The 18,827-nt window shown below is 68.8% G+C and carries 14 protein-coding genes and 1 tRNA gene; 9 read left to right on the top strand and 6 right to left on the bottom strand.

Features of this window, described 5'->3' with window-relative positions:
• Positions 1-446: 446 nt before the first annotated feature.
• From GEMRO_RS0111095 to carA, 6 genes are read right to left on the bottom strand one after another with little or no spacing between them, the layout of a single operon-like run.
• On the bottom strand, positions 447-1,391 hold the full coding sequence (locus GEMRO_RS0111095) for a LysR family transcriptional regulator (RefSeq protein WP_051328949.1): 945 nt from the start codon (positions 1,389-1,391) through the stop codon (positions 447-449).
• Between the two features lie 4 nt (positions 1,392-1,395).
• A complete protein-coding gene (gene trxB / locus GEMRO_RS0111100; RefSeq protein ID WP_027134042.1) occupies positions 1,396-2,343 on the bottom strand; it encodes a thioredoxin-disulfide reductase in 948 nt (315 codons plus the stop codon).
• Positions 2,340-3,359, bottom strand: coding sequence for a mitochondrial fission ELM1 family protein (locus GEMRO_RS29070; RefSeq protein ID WP_051328950.1), 1,020 nt, complete (start codon positions 3,357-3,359; stop codon positions 2,340-2,342). The genes trxB and GEMRO_RS29070 overlap by 4 nt, the downstream gene beginning before the upstream one ends.
• A 15-nt stretch (positions 3,360-3,374) precedes the next feature.
• On the bottom strand, positions 3,375-3,848 hold the full coding sequence (gene greA, locus GEMRO_RS0111110; protein ID WP_027134043.1) for a transcription elongation factor GreA: 474 nt from the start codon (positions 3,846-3,848) through the stop codon (positions 3,375-3,377).
• 28 nt (positions 3,849-3,876) lie between these two features.
• Complete coding sequence (carB, locus tag GEMRO_RS29075) at positions 3,877-7,164, bottom strand: carbamoyl-phosphate synthase large subunit (RefSeq protein WP_051328951.1); 3,288 nt, start codon at positions 7,162-7,164, stop codon at positions 3,877-3,879.
• 52 nt (positions 7,165-7,216) lie between these two features.
• The gene (gene carA / locus GEMRO_RS0111120; protein WP_027134044.1) at positions 7,217-8,377 is read right to left on the bottom strand and encodes a glutamine-hydrolyzing carbamoyl-phosphate synthase small subunit; all 1,161 of its coding nucleotides are present in this window, start codon (positions 8,375-8,377) and stop codon (positions 7,217-7,219) included.
• A gap of 227 nt (positions 8,378-8,604) precedes the next feature.
• Between carA and GEMRO_RS0111125 the strand changes: the two genes are divergently transcribed.
• The 9 genes from GEMRO_RS0111125 (at position 8,605) to GEMRO_RS29085 (ending at position 18,824) form a co-directional block, all read left to right on the top strand.
• Positions 8,605-9,132, top strand: coding sequence for a GatB/YqeY domain-containing protein (locus tag GEMRO_RS0111125; protein ID WP_169728363.1), 528 nt, complete (start codon positions 8,605-8,607; stop codon positions 9,130-9,132).
• Between the two features lie 91 nt (positions 9,133-9,223).
• The gene (dnaG, locus tag GEMRO_RS29080; protein ID WP_051328953.1) at positions 9,224-10,960 is read left to right on the top strand and encodes a DNA primase; all 1,737 of its coding nucleotides are present in this window, start codon (positions 9,224-9,226) and stop codon (positions 10,958-10,960) included.
• Between the two features lie 136 nt (positions 10,961-11,096).
• Complete coding sequence (rpoD, locus tag GEMRO_RS0111135; protein ID WP_157505544.1) at positions 11,097-13,142, top strand: RNA polymerase sigma factor RpoD; 2,046 nt, start codon at positions 11,097-11,099, stop codon at positions 13,140-13,142.
• A gap of 146 nt (positions 13,143-13,288) precedes the next feature.
• Positions 13,289-13,364, top strand: a tRNA-Ile gene (locus GEMRO_RS0111140).
• A gap of 135 nt (positions 13,365-13,499) precedes the next feature.
• Positions 13,500-14,204: a DUF2270 domain-containing protein gene (locus GEMRO_RS0111145; protein WP_051328954.1), complete on the top strand. Its 705-nt coding sequence runs from the start codon at positions 13,500-13,502 to the stop codon at positions 14,202-14,204.
• A gap of 388 nt (positions 14,205-14,592) precedes the next feature.
• Positions 14,593-16,311 carry an MFS transporter gene (locus GEMRO_RS0111150; protein WP_027134048.1) on the top strand — a complete coding sequence of 573 codons (1,719 nt, stop codon included), beginning with the start codon at positions 14,593-14,595 and terminating at the stop codon, positions 16,309-16,311.
• Positions 16,312-16,524: 213 nt separating this feature from the next.
• Positions 16,525-17,469 carry a tonB-system energizer ExbB gene (gene exbB, locus GEMRO_RS0111155; RefSeq protein ID WP_051328955.1) on the top strand — a complete coding sequence of 315 codons (945 nt, stop codon included), beginning with the start codon at positions 16,525-16,527 and terminating at the stop codon, positions 17,467-17,469.
• Positions 17,470-17,475: 6 nt separating this feature from the next.
• On the top strand, positions 17,476-17,901 hold the full coding sequence (exbD, locus tag GEMRO_RS0111160; protein ID WP_027134050.1) for a TonB system transport protein ExbD: 426 nt from the start codon (positions 17,476-17,478) through the stop codon (positions 17,899-17,901).
• The gene (locus GEMRO_RS29085) at positions 17,898-18,824 is read left to right on the top strand and encodes an energy transducer TonB (protein WP_051328956.1); all 927 of its coding nucleotides are present in this window, start codon (positions 17,898-17,900) and stop codon (positions 18,822-18,824) included. Before exbD ends, GEMRO_RS29085 begins: the two co-directional genes overlap by 4 nt.
• Positions 18,825-18,827 lie beyond the last annotated feature (3 nt).

Here is an 18,827-nt window from a genome sequence, read left to right on the forward strand (position 1 = left end):
TATTTGTTGCGGTGCAGCATCCACTGGCGCTTTTGCTGGGCTGGCTAAGTTGCACTGCAGCAAGAGAACCCAGCAATTGTTAAATTCATGCCGAAACTCGGGCGAGTTTGTATGGCATGCTTGACGACGTCCGAAATGCCGTCGATAAGGTCGGACGTTATCCGCTTGAACAAAAAAAAGTGGCCGGGTCTTGCGACCCGGCCGAGTAGATCAGGGAGGCTAAAAACCTGGGAAACGAACCGAGGTTCGTTTTGGACCCAGCGTAGCCGGATCCGGTCGGAGGAGAGCTAGGCTCGACCCTCAGACCCTAGCAACGCATCCCAGGCGGTGCGTTGCTGCAGTGCGGAAACTAATCGTGTTTCGGTGGTTTGCCTAGGCCTGTTCGAGATGGGTGGCGTGCGCTTGGCGCATGTCACCCATCGGCTGTGGCCAAAATGCCAGCGTTTTTACCAGACCGGCTGCTCTGCGACCTTTTCCAGCAGGAAGTCGCGGAAGACCGTTACCCGCTTGGAAGCGCGCAGCTCCTCCGGATAAACGAAATAGCAGGTGAACACCGGGCCCTCGAGGTCGGGCAGGACCCGAACCAGGTTCTTGCTGGGGGCGCCCAGATAGTCGGGGAGCGAGGCCAGGCCCAGCCCGGCTTCCGCCGTGCGCAGCATGCCGTAGACATGGTTGACGGTCATGGTCGGCCGGCGCGGCGCCGCCTGGCCTTCCTCGTCCTTGCCTGCCGTCAGGATCCAGTTCAGCGAGGGTACCGGCGCCTCGTCGCCGTAGACGATCAGCCGGTGCCGATCCAGGTCGTCCGGCCGCTCGGGCAGGCCATGCTTGGCCAGGTAGCCCGGCGCTGCATAGATGTGGGTGTGCGAGGTCATCAGCTTGCGCTGGACGAGGTCGCCCTGGGTCGGCCGGGTCAGCCGCAGCGCCACGTCGGCCTGGCGCATCCCCAGGTCCAGGTCATCGTCGGTCACCATCAGGGCGACGGTGATCTCGGGATAAAGGTCCAGGAACGCCGGCAGGTGGTGGGTCAGCCAGACCGTGCCGATGCCCACCGTGGTGGTGATCCGCAGATGGCCGGCCGGCTCGTCACGGCGCTCCTGGAGCGCCGTGACGGTCATCGCCATCTTGCGCGCGATCTCCCGGGCGGTCTCCAGCAGGATCTCGCCCTGCTCGGTCAGCACCAGGCCGCGGGCATGCCGGTGGAACACCGCAGCGCCCAGCTCGTCCTCCAGCGCGCTGATCTGCCGGCTGATCGCCGACTGCGACAGGCCCAGCCGGTCGGCCGCCTTGGTGAAGCTTCCCGCCTCCGCCACCGAATGGAAGATCCGGATCCGGTCCCAGTCGGGGCCTTCGGTCTTGAAGAAGTCCTTGTCCTGCGTCCCTCGGGCGACCATGGCGTCAGTGCATCCCTTTGGCGGCCAGCCAGCGCTCCGCATCCAGCGCCGCCATGCAGCCCGATCCGGCGGCCGTCACGGCCTGGCGATAGATCTTGTCCTGGACGTCGCCCGCGGCGAACACGCCATCCACCGAGGTGAAGGTCCGGCCGCGCTCGGTGAGCAGGTAGCCCTCGTCGTCCATGGCGAGCTTGCCCTTGAACAGCCCGGTCGCCGGGTCGTGGCCGATCGCCACGAACAGGCCGTCCGCCGGGATCTCGCGGCTGGAGCCGTCCTTGGTGGAGGTCAGGATCGCCCCGGTCACCCCCTTGGGGTCGGTGGTGCCGGTGAGGTCGGTGACCACCGCATCCCAGACAACCTCGACATTGGAGCGGGCGAACAGCCGGTCCTGCAGGATCTTCTCGGCGCGCAGCGTGTCGCGCCGGTGCACCAGCGTCACGTGCGCGGCCAGCCCCGCCAGGTAGAGGGCCTCCTCCACCGCGGTGTTGCCGCCGCCGACCACGACCACCCGCTTGCCGCGGAAGAAGAACCCGTCGCAGGTGGCGCAGGCGGACACGCCATGGCCCATGAAGCGGTTCTCGGCGTCGATCCCCAGCCAGCGCGCCTGGGCGCCGGTGGCGATGATCAGGGCGTCGCAGGTGAAGATGCTGCCGCCGTCCATGGTCAGCCGGAACGGCCGCACCGACAGGTCGACGTCGGTGACCAGGTCGTAGATCATCTCGGTGCCGCAATGCTCGGCCTGGGCCGACATCTGCTCCATCAGCCAGGGACCCTGGATGACCTCGGCAAAGCCCGGATAGTTCTCCACGTCCGTGGTGATCGAGAGCTGCCCGCCGGGCTGCATTCCCTGGATCAGCACCGGCTTGAGGTTGGCGCGGGCGGCATAGATCGCCGCGGTATAGCCTGCTGGGCCGCCGCCGATCACCAGCACCTGCGCGTGTCGCTCGTTCATCTCGCCTCCGACAACGTCCCATTAACACGAGCGACCGGTGGGAACCACAGTTCGGCACGCTCCATGACCACCCGGGCGACCAGGCCGGCCGAATCCAGCGGCGGCGGCGGCGTGTGGTCGAACGGATCGCCCAAGGCGACAATGCGCCCTTCCTTGAACAGCCTTGCCACCAGCATCTTGAGCTTGTGGCCGACCAGCTTGTCGCCGCCATAGACGTAGACCGGCTTGCCGGTGGCGCAGGCCTCGCTCATCATCGACACCGAATCCACGCCCACCACGATCGCATCCGCCAGGGCCAGCATCCCCAGATAGGGATTCTCGCCGGGATCGCCAGGCTTCCAGCTCACATGCGGCAGCTTCAGGGTCGCCTCCAGCTCGGCGGCGGAAGTCTCGCCGGTCCGCCGGCTGGTGGTGACCATCAGCGAGCCGCCCATGCTCTGGGCCAGCGCCATCGCCCGCAGCCCCAGGTCGCGCGCCCAGTCGCGCCGGTACTGCACGTGGCGGGCAGGCCCGCCCGCCAGCACCGCCAGCCGCGGCCGGGGCAGGTGGGCGAAGCGCTGGGCCATGCGCTCGCGCGCCTCGTTCAGGCGGCGCGCGCTCACCCGGTGCGGGGCGCCGGTGACCCGGACCACCTCCACCTCCTCGTGGGTGAGCTTGCGGTCGTGATGCGGCAGGACCAGCAGGTCGATGTCGGTGGAGACCGCCGGCCGCATCACGTGGACGATCCGGGTCCGGCCGCCGGCCTGCTTCTTGATCCAGCGCGCCACCGGCAGGCAGCGCCGGCCGCAGGTGATCAGGAGGTCCGGCCAGGGCGGCTCCAGGGCCGACCTCGCCTTGCGGTTCAGCCCGACGACGCTCGCCCCCAGGATCCGCACGTCGAAGCGCGACAGCCAGCCAAAGCCCATGTGTTTCTCGACCATGGGCCAGGGCAGCGCGTCGCCGATGCCTTGCACCTGCGTGGCATGGCCCGGCCGGTCGTCCAGCAATCCCCAGACGACCGGCGAGACAGACGACACAGGGAACGCTCCTTTTTAGCCGAACCGGACTTCGAGGATCTCGAAATAGCGGGTGCCGCGCGGGGTCGAGACTTCGACCGTCTCGCCGCTTTCCTTGCCGAGCAGCGCCTGGGCGAGCGGCGAGGCGATCGAGAGCAGGCCCTGCTGGATCTCGGCCTCGTCGGGGCCGACGATCTGGTAGGAGGTCTTCTCGTCGGTCTCCTCGTCGACCAGCTTCACCGTGGCGCCGAACATCACCTTGCTGCCCGACTGGGTGGCGATGTCGATCACTTCGGCGCGGGAGAGCTTGTCCTCCAGCTCCATGACCCGGCCCTCGATGAAGCCCTGCCGTTCCCGTGCCGCGTGATATTCCGCGTTCTCGGACAGATCGCCGTGCTCGCGCGCCTCGGCGATCGCCCGGATCACCGCCGGTCGCTCGACGGTTTTCAGGCGCTTGAGCTCTGCCTCCAGCCGCGTGTGACCCATGGGAGTCATCGGGATCTTGTTCAGCATTCAGTCAACTCTCGAGAAGCAGGAATCACGCTCCACGCGCGCCTGGGGACACCAAATCGTCGGCTCGGGATAGCTGAAAATAGGCTTGCAACGGTACCACCGCAAGATCGCCGCTGGCCAGCGCCCCCAGGGCCTGGACCACCGCCTTGGCGCCGGCGAGCGTCGTCGTGTACGGCACCCGGTTCATCAGGGCCTCGCGCCGCAAGGAGTAGCTGTCCTTGATCGCCTGGCGCCCGTCGGTGGTGTTGATCACCAGCACGACGCCCTTGTCCTTGATCCGGTCCACCACGTGCGGCCGGCCCTCATGGACCTTGTTGATCTCCTCGACCGGCACGCTGGCCCCGCGCAGCACCGCCGCCGTGCCGGTGGTCGCGACGATGCCGTAGCCGAGCTCGACCATCCGCCGGCCCATCTCGACCGCGGCGGGCTTGTCCTGGTCGCGCACCGACAAGAACACCGTGCCGCTCTTCGGCAGCGCCTGGCCGGAGCCGATCTGGCCCTTGAGGAAGGCGGTGCCGAAGTCGCGGTCCAGGCCCATCACCTCGCCGGTCGACTTCATTTCCGGCCCCAGGATCAGGTCGACGCCCGGGAAGCGGGCGAACGGGAACACGGCCTCCTTGACCGCGACATGGTCGAGCGCGCGCAGGTCCAGGTCGAAGCTGGACAGGGGCTCGCCCGCCATGATCCGCGCCGCCATCTTGGCGAGCTGCCGGCCGATCGCCTTGGCCACGAACGGCACGGTCCGCGAGGCGCGCGGGTTCACCTCCAGGATGTAGACGACCTCGCCCTTGACCGCGAACTGCACGTTCATCAGGCCGCGCACGTTCAGCGCCTTGGCCAGCGCCTTGGACTGCCGCTCGATCTCGGCGATCACGTGCTTGGGCAGGGAGTAGGGCGGCAGCGAGCAGGCGCTGTCGCCCGAATGGACGCCGGCCTCCTCGATATGTTCCATCACCCCGGCGACCACGCTGTCGGTGCCGTCGGCGATCACGTCGACATCGACCTCGATCGCGTCCGACAGATAGCGGTCGATCAGCACCGCCCCCTGCTCGGACACCGCCGCCGCTTCCTTGGCGAAGGCCTTGGCGTCGGTCTCGTCATGGACGATCCGCATCGCCCGGCCGCCCAGCACGTAGGACGGCCGCAGCATCACCGGGTAGCCCAGCTCGTTGGCCTTGCTCACCGCCTCGTCGGCGCCGTTGGCAACCGCGCTCTCCGGCTGCTTCAGCCCCAGCCGGTGGAGAAGGCCCTGGAAGCGCTCGCGGTCCTCGGCGAGGTCGATCGAATCGACCGGGGTGCCCAGGATCGGGATCCCGGCCTTCTCCAGGTGGTGGCTGAGCTTGAGCGGGGTCTGCCCGCCCAGCTGGACGATGCAGCCGAGCAGCGTGCCGTTGCTGGCCTCCTTGGCGCAGATCTCCAGGACGTCCTCGGCGGTCAGCGGCTCGAAATAAAGGCGGTCGGACGTGTCCGGGTCGGTGGACACCGTCTCCGGGTTGCAGTTGACCATCACCGTCTCGAAGCCGGCGTCCTTCAGCCCGAACGCGGCATGCACGCAGCAATAGTCGAACTCGATGCCCTGGCCGATCCGGTTTGGCCCGCCGCCCAGGATGATGACCTTGGTGCGGTCGGAAGGCCGGCTCTCGTCCTCGGCCTCGTCCTCGCCGAACGCCGGCGTCTCGTAGGTCGAGTACATGTAGGGCGTCTGCGATTCGAACTCGGCGGCGCAGGTGTCGATCCGCTTGTAGACCGGGTGCACCTTGAGGGCATGGCGCTGGGCGCGGACCGCGTCCTCGCTGCTGCCGACCAGCCTGGCCAGGCGCTTGTCGGAAAAGCCCATGGCCTTGAGCCGGTGCAGCTCGTCCCGCGTGCCAGGCAGGCCGTCCGCCGCGAGCGCCGCCTCGGTGTGGACGATCTCCTCGATCTGGCGCAGGAACCAGGGGTCGAACCGGGTGATCTTGTGGATCTCCTCGACGCTCATGCCCTCGCGCAGCGCCTGCGCCGCCACCCGGAACCGGTCCGGGGTCGGCTGGCCCAGCATCTCCACCAGCGCGTCATGCGGCGGGACGTCGGCGGGCAGCTCGATCTCGTCCAGGCCGGACAGGCCGGTCTCCAGGCCGCGCAGCGCCTTCTGCAGGCTTTCCTGGAAGGTCCGCCCGATCGCCATCACCTCGCCCACCGACTTCATCGCGGTGGAAAGCAACGGCTCGGTTTCGGGGAACTTCTCGAAGGTGAAGCGCGGGATCTTGGTGACCACGTAGTCGATCGACGGCTCGAAGCTGGCCGGCGTCACCCGGGTGATGTCGTTCTGCACCTCGTCCAGCGTGTAGCCCACCGCCAGGAGGGCCGCGACCTTGGCGATCGGGAAGCCGGTCGCCTTGGAGGCCAGGGCGGAGGAGCGCGACACCCGCGGGTTCATCTCGATCACGACCATGCGGCCGCTGGCGGGATCGATCGCGAACTGCACGTTGGAGCCGCCGGTATCGACGCCCACCTCGCGCAGCACGGCGATCGAGGCCGAGCGCATCCGCTGGTATTCCTTGTCGGTCAGCGTGAGCGCCGGGGCGACGGTGATGCTGTCGCCGGTATGCACGCCCATCGGATCGACGTTCTCGATGGAGCAGATGATGATGCAGTTGTCCGCCTTGTCGCGGACCACCTCCATCTCGTACTCCTTCCAGCCCAGCACCGATTCCTCGACCAGCACCTCGGTGATCGGCGAGGCGTCCAGGCCGGAGGTGACGATCCGCTCGAACTCTTCCCGGTTGTAGGCGATGCCGCCGCCGGTGCCGCCCAGCGTGAAGGAGGGGCGGATGATCGCCGGCAGGCCGGTCAGCTCCAGCGCTTCCCGCGCCTGCTCCATCGAGCGCACGACCACCGATTTCGGCATGTCGAGGCCGATCTTGATCATCGCCTCGCGGAACTGCGCCCGGTCCTCGGCCTTGTCGATGGCCGGCAGCTTGGCGCCGATCAGCTCGACCCCGAACTTGTCCAGGACGCCGCTCTCGGCCAGCGCCTTGGCGGTGTTCAGCGCCGTCTGCCCGCCCATGGTCGGCAGCAGCGCGTCCGGGCGCTCCTTCTCGATGATCTTGGCGACGAAGTCCGGGGTGATCGGCTCGATATAGGTGGCGTCGGCCGTCTCCGGGTCGGTCATGATCGTCGCCGGGTTCGAATTGACCAGGACGATCCGATAGCCCTCGCCGCGCAGCGCCTTGCAGGCCTGGGTGCCGGAATAGTCGAACTCGCAGGCCTGCCCGATCACGATCGGGCCGGCGCCGATCACCAGGATCGACTTGATGTCGGTACGTTTGGGCATGGTTCTGGCTCGGCCGATCGGACGTTCAGGGCAGGGCGGAGTTGGGCTCGGGTCAGGCGGAGGCGCGGCGGGCGCGCACAGCCTCCACGAAACGCTGGAACAGGTAGCTGCTGTCGGCCGGACCGGGCGACGCTTCCGGATGGTACTGGACCGAGAACACCGGCCGGCCTTCCAGCGCGATGCCCTGGATCGTGCCGTCGAACAGCGAGCGGTGGGTGACCTGGATGCTGGCGGGCAGGCCGGTCTCGTCGATGGCGAAGCCGTGGTTCTGGGAGGTGATCTCGACCCGCCCAGTGGTGAAGTCCTTCACCGGGTGGTTCGCGCCGTGGTGGCCAAAGCGCATCTTGGTGGTCTTGGCGCCCAGCGCCAGGCCCAGCAGCTGGTGGCCAAGGCAGATGCCGAACACCGGCAGGTCCGCATCGACCACGTCCTTGATCACCGGCACCGCATGGGCGCCGGTGGCGGCGGGATCGCCTGGGCCGTTGCCGAACAGCACCCCGTCCGGGTCCAGCGCCCGGATCTCTTCGGCGGTGGTGGTGGCCGGGACCACCGTGATCCGGCAGCCCTGCTCGGCCAGCGAGCGCAGGATGTTGCTCTTGATGCCGTAGTCGACCACCACGACGTGCGGGCCGTCGCCGCTGCCCACCGTGTAGCCGCCCGGGATCGACCAGCCGGCCTGCTGCCAGCCATAGCGCTGGGTGGCGGAGACGCCGGTGGCGAGATCCTGGCCGACCATCGAGGGCGCGCCGGCGGCGGCCTTCTTGAGGGCGTCGAGGTCGAGGGCCCCGTCGGGGGCGACCTGCAGGGCGGCGTTCTGCGCGCCGCGGTCGCGCAGGTGCCGGGTCAGCCGGCGGGTGTCGATGCCCGAGATCGCGCCGATCCCGTGATCGGCCAGCCACTGCTCCAGCGAACGCTCGGCGCGCCAGTTGGAGGGGGCGGTCGGGAAGGCGCGGAACACGGCGCCGGCCGCATAGGGCGTGCCAGCCTCGGTGTCCTCGCCATTCACTCCGACATTGCCGATATGCGGAAACGTGAAGGTCACGATCTGCCCGGCATAGGACGGATCGGTCAGAATCTCCTGGTAGCCGGTGATCGCGGTGTTGAACACGATCTCGGCGGTGCGGATGCCGGCTGCACCATGGCCTCGGCCGAGGAACACGGTGCCGTCGGCGAGCGCCAGGGCGGCGGTAGGCTTGGAGCCTGGGTTGGTCATGGCGCGCCTTCCGGGAATGAGGCACGAACCGGCTTTGAGCTGCGGGCGTGCGGAACGGCGGCCGTGACATGCGTCACGACCCCGCCGCTTCTGCCATCCTGGCTCTTGCCGGTCAAGGCAGAGTGGTTCTACACATCATGCAGATAAACGATGAACGTAAGATGTCCTGAAATACAGGAACGGATGCCACTTGAATCGTTTCAGGCGGGAGGATACCTGCCGCTCGCTTGGCGGCTCGCAGGGCCGTTCGGACCGTTCGTCCGCGACGAGCTACCCATGCGTCCACCGGAGGTGGGTTGGTGTTACGTGAAAAACTGGCGGCCGCTCTCAAGGAGGCCTCCACCCTCAACGACGAGCGTGCGATCCGCACGCTGCGTCTCGTCCGATGTGCACTGAACGAGCGACGGTTCTGTGACAAGGAATCCGGCCGGAGCGACGAGATCGAGGATTGCGATCTCGAGCAGATGATGGCGGCGATGATCGCGCAGCGGCGCGAGCAGATCGGCCGCTACGAGGAGCAGGGCCAGCTGGAGCTGGCCCGGCAGGAAGAGGAGGAGATCGAGATCATCTCCCGCTTCCTCACGCCCGCGATGAGCGAGGAAGACACCGCCCAGGCGGTGGACGCCGCGCTGGCGCGCACCGGCGCGCAGAAGGTCAAGGACCTGGGCCGGGTGCTGGCCGAGCTGAAGGCCGAGTTCGCGGGACGGATGGATTTCAGCCGCGCGAAGCTCATCCTGCAGCAGCGGCTGCACTGACCCGGCGACATTCGGGCCATCGTCCTTCGGGCGGGCCAACATCCTTCAGGCGGGCTATCATCCTTCAGGCCACCATCTTGCGGAGGGACCGGTGAGCAGCGGGCCACGGCCGAACCTGGACGAGTTCAAGGCGCGGCTGCCGCTGGTCGAGATCGTCGCCCGCCATGTCCGCATGGTCCGCAAGGGGCGCGAGTGGCAGGGGCTCTGCCCGTTCCACAAGGAAAAGAGCCCGTCCTTCGCCGTGGTGGAGGACAAGGGCTTCTTCCACTGCTTTGGCTGCGGTGCCCACGGCAACGCCATCGACTTCATCATGCGGGCCGAGAACCTGGAGTTCGGCGACGCCCTGGAGCGCCTGGAGGAGCTGACCGGCATCCTCGCACCCAGGCGCGAGGGGCCGGCCGCGCCCCGGGTCGACCAGGACCTCTACGCGGTCAACGCCGCCGCGGCCGAGTGGTTCGCGGTCCAGCTCGCCGGGGCCGCGGGCCGGGAGGCGCGGGCCTATCTGGAGCGCCGCGACCTGCGCCCCGACAAGATCCAGGCGTTCGGCCTGGGCTTTGCCCCTGGCGGCGGCCATGCCCTGGTCGAGGCGCTCTCGGCGCGGGGCCTGTCGGTGCAGAAGCTGGCCGAGGCCGGCCTGGTCCTGATCGACCAGGAAACCGGCCGGGCACCCTTCGACCGGTTCCGCAACCGCCTGATGTTCCCGATCCGCGACGAGCGGGGCCGGGTGGTGGGGTTTGGCGGCCGGGCGTTCGGCGACGCCAAGCCCAAATACCTGAACACCGCGGAAACGCCGCTCTTCCACAAGGGCGAGCAGCTCTACGGCCTCGACCTGGCGCTGGCCCCGGCCAGGGCCGCCCGGCGGGTCGTGGTGGTCGAGGGCTATGTCGACGTGATCGCCATGCACGAGGCGGGCCTGCCGTTCGCGGTGGCGCCGCTCGGCACCGCCCTGGGCGAGCGCCAGCTGCAGCGGCTCTGGAAGCTCTCGGCCGAGCCGGTCCTGTGCTTCGACGGCGACGAGGCCGGCCGCCGGGCGGCCGACCGGGCCGCCGAGCGGGCTTTGCCGTTCCTGGCGCCGGAGCGCTCCCTGCGGGTGGCGTTCCTGCCGCCCGGCAAGGACCCGGACGACCTGCTGCGCAGCGAGGGCGCCCAGGCGGTCCACCGGGTGGTCGAGGGGGCGGTGGCGCTGGTCGACTTCCTCTGGTCGATCGCCATTGAGGGAAGGCCGATCGACACGCCGGAGCGACGGGCGGCCCTGCGCCGCGATTCGGTCGAGCGGCTGCGCCGGATCGGCGATCCCGAGCTGCAGCGGCAGTACGTGACCGAGTTCCGGCGCCGCCTCGACATCCTGATGCCGTTCCGCGCCCCCCAGGCGCGCCGCCAGCCCATGATCGCCCAGGTCGCCGGCAGCAGCCTGCGCCCGTTCGACGAGCGCGAGCGGCTGGAGCGGGCGCTGCTGGCGCCGGTGATCGGCGAGCCGCGCCTCTTGCGCTCCCTGGAGGAGGACATCGCCGACTTCGGGTGGAAGATTCCCGACCACCGGCGGCTCGTCAGCCACATGCTGGAGTGGTATGCGCTCTCTTTGGAGGAAGATGCCGGTGCAGAGCTTGACGGCAGCGCCCTGCACCACCATCTGGCCAGTTCAGGCTTGGGCGAACTCGTCGACCGGATCCTTGGTGATCGGTCATCTGGTAACAACCAGCGCCAGGCGACGTCGGACGAACTGGTCCTCGAACAGTGGGCCAGGCTTCGCGGGAAGAGAGCGCTGCGTGCGCGTGCGCGTGCAGCCTTCGCGGGATCGGTGAATTCCGACGGCGACGTCGGGGATTGACGACTCGCGCGCTCCACCAGCGTCCTTCGTGTCCAATCGGCAACAGTGAGAAATTCACCGCGCGGTGAGGGCACCGCGCGGCTTCGGCAATTCCGGCGTTAGCGGCTTGCACCGGCCGCGACAGGAGGTTTTCCGCATGGCGAAGAGCCAACCCCTCAAGGTGGCGACGTCGTCGAGCAAGTCCAAGGCAGCGGCCAAGACGATCGTCCGGACCGGCGTGGAGCAGCTGCTCCAGGCCAATCCGGCCCTGCGCAAGCTGGTCCAGACCGCGCGCGAGAAGGGCTCGATCTCCTACGACCAGCTGAACAACGGTCTGCCCGCCAGTGCCACCCCGGAACAGATGGACGAGATGATCGCCTATCTGGAATCGCGCGGGGTCTCGGTCGTGCGCGAGGAAGCCGAGGATGGCGATGCCCGGGCGCGGGGCGAGGGCGAGGAGAATCTCGAGCTCAGCGACCAGCAGGCCGCCGAGAAGGAAGAGGATTCCGACAAGGAAGATTCGGACGAGCCGGAGCAGGAAGAGCTCGGCCGCACCGACGACCCAGTCCGGATGTACCTGCGCGAGATGGGCTCGATCGAGCTTCTGTCCCGCGAGGGCGAGATCGAGATCGCCAAGCGCATCGAAGCTGGCCGCAACATGGTCCTCGAGGCCCTGTGCGAGAGCCCGCTCACCATGCGCGCGGTGATCGGTTGGCGCGACGCGATCCGCGAGGGTCGGGTGCCGTTGCGCGACATCATCGATCTGGAGGCCACCTACGAAGGCGGCCCGGCGCCCGAGGAGGCGGCGACCGGCGAGGCGGCTGCCGGGGGACGCGGGCAGGTCGACGGCGAGGAGCCTGCCGAGGACGAGGACGACGAGGAGGCGCAGGCCCCCAATGCGGCTGGCGGCGAGGGCGAGGAGGACGAGGACGACGCGATGTCGCTCTCGATGCTCGAGGCCAAGCTGCGCGACACCGTGCTGGAGACCTTCGACGCCATCGCCGAGCGCTACATGGAGCTGCGCCAGCTCCAGGAGGAGCGGCTGGCCCTGATCCAGGCCAACCGCCCGGTGATGCGCCAGCTCCAGGTCGAGTACGAGAAGTCGCGCTCGGAGATGGTCGAGGCGATGGCGGTCATCCAGCTCCACCCGCTCAAGGTGGAAGCGCTGGTCGCCCAGCTCAACGACATGAACAAGCTGCTGCAGTCCCTGGAAGGCAAGCTGCTGCGCCTGGCCCTGTCCTCCAAGGTCAGCCGCGAGAAGTTCATCACCGCCTACCAGAACCACGAGCTCGACCCGGACTGGCTGGAGAAGGTCGGCGCGCTCAAGGACAAGTACTGGCAGGACTTCGTCACCCGCCATCGCGACGAGGTGGTGGCGCTTCGCGGCGACATCGCGGCGATCGCCGACGAGACCGGCCTGCAGATCGGCGAGTTCCGCCGCATCGTCAGCCTGGTGCAGAAGGGCGAGCGCGACGCGTCCCGCGCGAAGAAGGAGATGGTCGAGGCCAACCTGCGCCTCGTGATCTCCATCGCCAAGAAGTACACCAACCGCGGCCTGCAGTTCCTGGACCTGATCCAGGAGGGCAACATCGGCCTGATGAAGGCGGTGGACAAGTTCGAGTACCGGCGCGGCTACAAGTTCTCGACCTATGCGACCTGGTGGATTCGCCAGGCGATCACCCGCTCGATCGCCGACCAGGCCCGGACCATCCGCATCCCGGTCCACATGATCGAGACGATCAACAAGCTGGTGCGCGCGTCCCGCCAGATGCTGCACGAGTTCGGCCGGGAGCCCACCCCGGAAGAGCTGGCGGTCAAGCTGAACATGCCGCTCGACAAGGTCCGCAAGGTCCTCAAGATCGCCAAGGAGCCGATCTCCCTCGAGACGCCGATCGGCGACGAGGAGGATTCGCATCTCGGCGACTTCATCGAGGACAAGAACGCGGTCCAGCCGCTGGAGGCGGCGACGCTCTCCAACCTGCGCGAGTCGACCACACGGGTGCTGGCCACGCTCACCCCGCGCGAGGAGCGCGTGCTGCGCATGCGCTTTGGCATCGGCATGAACACCGACCACACCCTGGAGGAGGTCGGCCAGCAGTTCAGCGTGACCCGCGAGCGCATCCGGCAGATCGAGGCCAAGGCGCTGCGCAAGCTCAAGCACCCCTCGCGCTCGCGCAAGCTGCGCTCCTTCCTGGATACCTGAGCCGGACAGGGCGCCTCTCCGGCGTCCGATCCGACCCGACCGACCGCGCCCGAAGCCATGCTCCGGGCGCGGTTGGCGTTTTCAGCCGGCGGTTTTTTGCGCCGATTGCCAGTCCCGGCGCCAGCCGCTATCCCACCACCCCGGTGGGGCCTGTAGCTCAGGGGTTAGAGCGGGCCGCTCATAACGGCTTGGTCGCGGGTTCAATTCCTGCCGGGCCCACCAACCCCACCCGTCCGCCTCCGCCTCTGGCGCCGCGCCGATTGCTCCCATGCCGTTTCCGACGCAGCATCGCCCGGAGCCGCGTGCGCGTGGATCCTCCGCGCGCCAACGAAGCGGCCTGCGGGAAGGAAGCGGTCCATGGCGAACGACGATCTGCGGCCGGTGATCGAGGCGCCGGTCTTTCCCGGCACGCCCGGCGAGTTCATCACCGTGCTGGCCCATTTCCACCGGGCGGAGATCGCGCGGATGGCCGGCTGGCGGGACCGGATCGACCGGACCACCAACTGGGCGATCACCGTGTCGGCGGCGCTCTTGTCGGTGTCGCTGTCCACGCCCACCGCGCATCACGGCCTGGTGCTGTTCGCCATGCTGCTGGTGCTGCTCCTGCTGGTGATCGAGGCGCGCCGCTACCGCTTCTTCGACGTCTACCGCAACCGGGTGCGCCGGATGGAGCGCAACTACTTCGCCCAGATCTTCGCGCCCGAGACCGATACCGGCGACGAGTGGGTCCAGCTCCTGGGCCAGGACCTGCGCCGCCCGCAATTCCTGATCAACCTGCGCCAGGCGATGGCCCGCCGGCTGCGCCGCAACTATTGCTGGATGTTCCTGATCCTGCTGCTGGCCTGGCTGCTCAAGACCACCACCACCCACCCGCCCGAGAACGCGGCGATCACCCGGCTGGTGCAGACCTTCGACGAGTGGCTGCGCAACACCGCGATCGGCCCGGTGCCGGGCTGGCTGACCCTGCTGGTTGTGGGCCTGTTCTATGCCTGGGTGGCGTTCGCCTCCTTGCAGGTCCTGCACAGCGAAGGAGAACTGGCGTTCGGCGACGTGCATGTCTGATCCGGACTGGATCCGGGCAATTGACCGCGAAGTACCGCAGGATCGTGCATTGTCCGGTATTTCGGGGCGGCCGCCGTGTCTTGTTAAACGATGAAGGGAAAAGCGTGGCGCGAAAGTAACGCCTGCCCTTCCGCGAAGAGCACGCGGCGCGTCCCGAGGTCGCGGCGCTACCTAATCGCCGGTTCCCGCACTAGCGTCGGACGCGAGCCGCGGCAGAAGCGGCGGGGACGGGCCGCGGCCGGTCCTCGTGAAAGGTCAGGGCATAGGGATCGAACAGGACCGGGCGGGGCACGCCCGATCTTCTGCCGATGTTCGGTCCCGGCAGGTCAGGATGATGCCGGCATGCGTGCGCTGGCGGCGCCGTCCTGGCGATCAGGGAAACAAGACCATGGCTACGATGGCCGGTCGTCCCGGTGCGGGCAGCAAGACCCGACCGATGACGGCGGAAGAACGCAAGGTGATCCTCGCCTCCTCGGCGGGCACCGTGTTCGAGTGGTACGACTTCTACCTCTACGGATCCTTGGCGGTCATCATCGGGGCCAAGTTCTTCACCCAGTTCGACGAGAACACCCGCAACATCTTCGCGCTCCTGGCGTTCGCCGCGGGCTTCCTGGTCCGCCCGTTCGGCGCCCTGGTGTTCGGCCGGCTGGGTGACCTGGTGGGGCGCAAGTACACCTTCCTGATCACCATCCTGATCATGGGCGCCTCCACCTTCCTGGTCGGCATCCTGCCGACCGCCGACAGCATCGGCCTGTTGGCCCCGGTGATCCTGATCGTGCTGCGCCTGCTGCAGGGTCTGGCGCTGGGCGGCGAGTATGGCGGCGCCGCGACCTATGTCGCCGAGCACGCCCCGCAGGGCCGGCGCGGCTTCTACACCTCCTGGATCCAGACCACCGCGACCCTCGGCCTGTTCCTGTCGCTGCTGGTGATCCTGGCGGTGCGCTCGGCGCTGGGCGAGGAGGCGTTCGCCGACTGGGGCTGGCGCATTCCCTTCCTGATCTCGGTGGTGCTGCTCGGCATCTCGGTCTGGATCCGCCTGCAGCTCCAGGAAAGCCCGGCCTTCAAGCGGATGAAGGAGGAGGGCACCGGCTCCAAGGCGCCGCTCACCGAGGCGTTCGGCCAGTGGCGCTATGCCAAGATCGCGATCATCGCCCTGGTCGGCCTGACCGCCGGCCAGGCGGTGGTCTGGTACACCGGCCAGTTCTACGCCCTGTTCTTCCTGCAGAGCGTCCTCAAGGTCGACGGCTACTCCGCCAACCTCCTGATCGCCTGGTCGCTGGTGCTGGGCACCGGCGGGTTCATCTTCTTCGGCTGGCTGTCCGACCGGGTCGGCCGCAAGCCGATCATCCTGCTGGGCTGCCTGCTGGCGGCGCTGACCTACTTCCCGCTGTTCAAGGCGCTGACCCACGCCGCCAACCCGGCGCTGGCGACCGCCCAGGAATCCACCCCGGTCACCGTGGTGGCCGACCCGGCCACGTGCGCCTTCCAGTTCAACCCGGTCGGCACCGCCAAGTTCACCAGTTCCTGCGACATCGCCAAGGCGCTGCTCGCCAAGAACGGCGTGAACTATGCCTTTGAGGAAGCTCCGGCCGGCACGGTCGCCTCGGTCCGGATCGGCGACCAGACCATTCCGGCCTTCGACGCCAGCCAGGCCGGCGCCGACCTCAAGGCGCTGAGCGACGCCTTCGCCGCGTCGATCACCACCGCGCTGACCGAGCGCGGCTATCCCTCGGCCGGCGATCCCGGCATCGTCAAGCTCGACCACCCGTTCGACATCTTCCACGGCAGCGCGCTGATGGTCGTGCTGATCCTGACCGTGCTGGTGATCTACGTGACCATGGTCTACGGCCCGATCGCGGCGGCCCTGGTCGAGCTGTTCCCGACCCGGATCCGCTACACCGCCATGTCGCTGCCCTACCATATCGGCAATGGCTGGTTCGGCGGGCTCCTGCCGGCGACCGCCTTCGCGATGATCGCCTGGAAGGGCGATATCTATTACGGCCTCTGGTACCCGATCATCATCGCCGGGGCGACGGTGGTGATCGGCGCCCTATTCGTGCCGGAAACCAAGGACCGCGACATCTTCGCGGACGACTACCGCAGCTGACCTGTCCGTCGGGGCAGGAGAGGGGGCGCCGGGGAGACCCGGCGCCCCTTTTTTTGGCGATGCGACCCGCGCATGGGCGTTCTCGTCAAATTGCTGGGCGACAGTTTCGCTGATGGTGCTAAAAGCTCCGGCTGGATCCTGATCGGGCCGATGTAAGACTTGGTTCATTCAGAAAGGATCTAAAGTGAAACCGTTCTAAGCTAGAGAATTCCCATGCCCCTCACCAAGGCGGCCCTGCATTCTGATTGGGCAGTTCTTCGGCATGCCTTCCTGGCCCTGGCGCTGACTGTGCTTCTGGTGTCCCCCGGTGCAGCCCTGGCCCAGGAAAGCCTGCCCCAGCCTGGGGCGGCGGAGGAAACGACGCCGCTGGTCGTGCCGGGCCTGGGGGACGGCATGGGCATCCTCCATCTGGAGGAGGGAGTGCCCGCCGCCGATCCCGGGGTCCTGCCGCACGACCTGTCGCCCTGGGGCATGTTCATGGCGGCCGACCTGGTGGTGAAGGCGGTCATGGTCGGGCTGGCCTTCGCCTCGGTGGTCACCTGGACGATCTGCCTGGCGAAGTTCCTGGAGCTGGCGGTGGTCCGCCGCCGCGCTCGCGAGGGGGCGGCCCGTCTGGCCCGGGCGGGCAGCCTGGCGCTGGCCAGGCGGGACCTGGGCAAGCGGGACCTCGTGGCCGGCAGCCTGGTCGGCGCCGCCGAGACCGAGCTGGACCTCTCGGGCGAGGATCTCGCGTTCGCGGAAGGCGGCAAGGCCGGCATCAAGGAGCGGGTCGCGTCCAGGCTCGACCGGATCGAGGCCGCCGCCGGCCGGCGGATGATCCGCGGCACCGGCGTGCTGGCCACGATCGGCTCCACCGCGCCGTTCGTCGGCCTGTTCGGCACGGTCTGGGGTATCATGAACAGCTTCATCGGAATCTCCGAGGCGCAGACCACCAACCTGGCGGTGGTGGCGCCGGGCATCGCCGAGGCGCTGCTGGCCACCGCGATCGGCCTGGTTGCCGCCATCCCGGCGGTGGTGGTGTACAACCATTTCGCCCGGCAGATCGCCGGTTGCCGGGCCCTGGTGGCGGACATGGCGGCCGAGGTGATGCGCCTGGTCTCCCGCGACCTGGACCGGCTGGGCGCCGTCCGGTCCGGCTTTGCCCGCGCGGCGGAGTGAGCGGCGATGGCAGCCAAGCTGGACGACGGCGGCGACGACCTGGGCGAAACCCACGACATCAACGTGACGCCGTTCATCGACGTCGTGCTGGTGCTCCTGATCATCTTCATGGTGGCAGCACCTTTGGCCACCGCCGACATCCCGGTGGACCTGCCGCCGGCCAACGCCAAAACCTCGCCGCGCCCGCAAGCACCGGTGTTCGTGTCGCTGCAGCAGGACCTGAGCCTGGCCATCGACAGCCAGACGGTCGGGCGTGACCGGCTGGGTGCGGGGCTGGACAGCGCCACCGGCGGCGACCGCGAGCAGCGCATCTTCCTGCGCGCCGACCAGGGGGTGCCCTATGGCGAGGTGATGGCGGTGATGAACCTGATGCGCGGGGCAGGCTACCTGAAGGTCGGGCTGGTCGGCCTCGAGGCGGTGCCCCCGTCGTGACCGGCGCGCTTCTCCCGGGCGAGATCGCCGAGGGCAGGGCGCCTGGCGAGGCAGGGCGCTGGGCCGCCGCCTTCCTGCTCGTGCTGGCGCTGCATGTCGGCGGCGTGCTGGCGCTGCTCCATGCCCGCCGCCCGGTGGAGATCCCGGGCGAGCCGCCGGCCGCGGTGATGATCGACCTGGCGCCGTTGCCGACCGCTCCGTCGGTGGAGGAGATCCTGGCGGACCTGCCCCAGCCGGAACCGGCGCCGGTGGATCTGCCCGACCCGGTCACCGAGCTGGAGATCGACGTGGCGGAGCCGGCCCCGGTGCAACTGCCGGAGCCGGTGACCGAGCTGCCGGACGTGCCGCCGGTGGAGCTGCCGATGGAGGTGTCCGAACTGGTCCTGGACCTGCCCGAGCCGGCCGAGGTGGAATTGCCCGAGCCGCCGGCGCTGGCGCCGCCGCCCACCGCCAAGCCCCGGCCGCCCAAGCCGCAGACGCGCCGGCCGCCGCCGGTGGAGCGGCCGCCCGAGCCGGTGGAGCAGGTCGCCAAGGAGCCGCCGCAGGCGGCCCCGCCCCAGCCGACCAAGGCGGCCACCGCCGCGGCCCCCAAGGCGACCAGCAACAACCGGCAGGCGGTGCAGCTGGCCCAGGCCCCGCCCAGCTGGCAGGGTGCGGTGCTCGGCCGCTTCCAGCGCGCCCTGCGCTATCCGCGCGCCGCCCAGCGCCAGCGCCAGCAGGGGGTCGCCTCGATCCAGTTCCGGATCGACCGGCAGGGCCACGTGCTGGCGGTGCGGCTGGTCGACAGTTCCGGCGCCGAGGTGCTGGACGAGGAGGCGCTGGCGGTGGTCCGCCGGGTCAGCCCGCTGCCGACGCCGCCCGCGGAGATGATGACCGCCGACGTGCTGGACCTGGCCGCCCCGATCACCTTCGCCCTGCGCTGAAGG

This window comes from Geminicoccus roseus DSM 18922 (assembly GCF_000427665.1).
Taxonomy (GTDB): domain Bacteria; phylum Pseudomonadota; class Alphaproteobacteria; order Geminicoccales; family Geminicoccaceae; genus Geminicoccus; species Geminicoccus roseus.